This window comes from Frankia sp. CcWB2 (assembly GCF_977927585.1).
In genome coordinates, this window is the sequence record NZ_CDWRCM010000124.1 from 13147 (window position 1) to 14312 (window position 1166).

Sequence of the window (1166 nt, forward strand, 5' to 3'; positions counted from 1 at the left end):
GGCCCGTTCGCCATGACCAGCTGCACCCGCACCCCACACCCCGTGTTCGCCCCACCCACCCTGCTCGGCGACACACTCGTACTCCCCGGCCTCGACGGCGTCCTACGCCTCCTGGACGCCCAATCCGGCCAGGCACGACACGAAACACCCCTCGGCGCCCCCATCGCCGCACCACTCACCACCGCCGGCGACCTGGCCATCGCCGTCACCGTGGACGGCACCGTCCTCGCCCTCGACACCAAAACCCTGACAACTCGGGCTGGTTCGCCACTGCCGAGCAGGCGTGAAACGAGGTTTCTATAAACATGATTTCTGTGATGCGTTTGTCGTGGCTGGCAACGTTCTGATTTGGCACCGCATTTAAGTCGAGCATTTTAGTGAGAGGGGTCTTCCATGTGTGGATGTGTGTTTGTCTTCGGCGGGCGAGCATGCCCCGGTGTGGTTGCCGTCGGCGCCCTGCCGGTGGCGGGGTGGGGTGGGGAGAACGTCGATGTTCCCGGTGTGCGGGGCGTGCGGGGGCTGGCTGGGGTGGGTTCGGCGTGAGTGTGGAGGCGCCGGTCGTGTTGGAGGTGCGTGATGTTCACAAGAGGTTCGGGCATGTGCGGGCGTTGCGGGGGGCGAACCTCACGGTTCGTCGCGGCGAGATCGTGGGCCTGGTCGGTGACAACGGCGCGGGCAAGAGCACGCTGACCAAGGTTCTTTCGGGTTGGCATCGCGCCGATCAGGGTGAGGTTTTCGTCGATGGCCGGCCGGTGCGGTTGGCCGGTACCGGTGACGCGCGGAGGCTGGGAATCGAGATGCTCTATCAGGATCTCGCTCTTGCGCCTGAGCTTAATGTCGTGGCCAATCTTTTCCTGGGCCGGGAGGTGGTGGCGGCTGGTCTGGGTGGGCGGCTGGGTGTGTTGCGTAGGCGTGCGATGCAGCAGCAGGCCGGGCGGATCCTTGCGGACCTGGGTGTTCAGTTGCCGAGTCTCGAGGTTCCGGTGCGGCAGTTGTCCGGCGGTCAGCAGCAGATCATTGCTGTTGCCCGGGCGCTTGCGTGGGCGCGGAAGGTGGTGTTGATGGATGAGCCGACGGCGGCGCTTGATGTTCGGGCGACCGATCAGGTGGCCGGTCTGGTTCGGGGAGCGGCGGCTCGGGGGGTGTCGGTGGTGATGATCAGCCAT

General features: G+C 65.9%; 1 protein-coding gene and 1 pseudogene. Both read left to right on the forward strand.

Going from position 1 to position 1166, the window contains the following annotated elements:
- Positions 1-303: pseudogene (locus ACY45C_RS13920) on the forward strand (hypothetical protein); the annotation flags it as partial.
- A 296-nt stretch (positions 304-599) separates the two neighbouring features.
- Positions 600-1166: ATP-binding cassette domain-containing protein (locus ACY45C_RS13925; protein ID WP_462188030.1), on the forward strand; the 567-nt coding region annotated here is incomplete at its 3' end.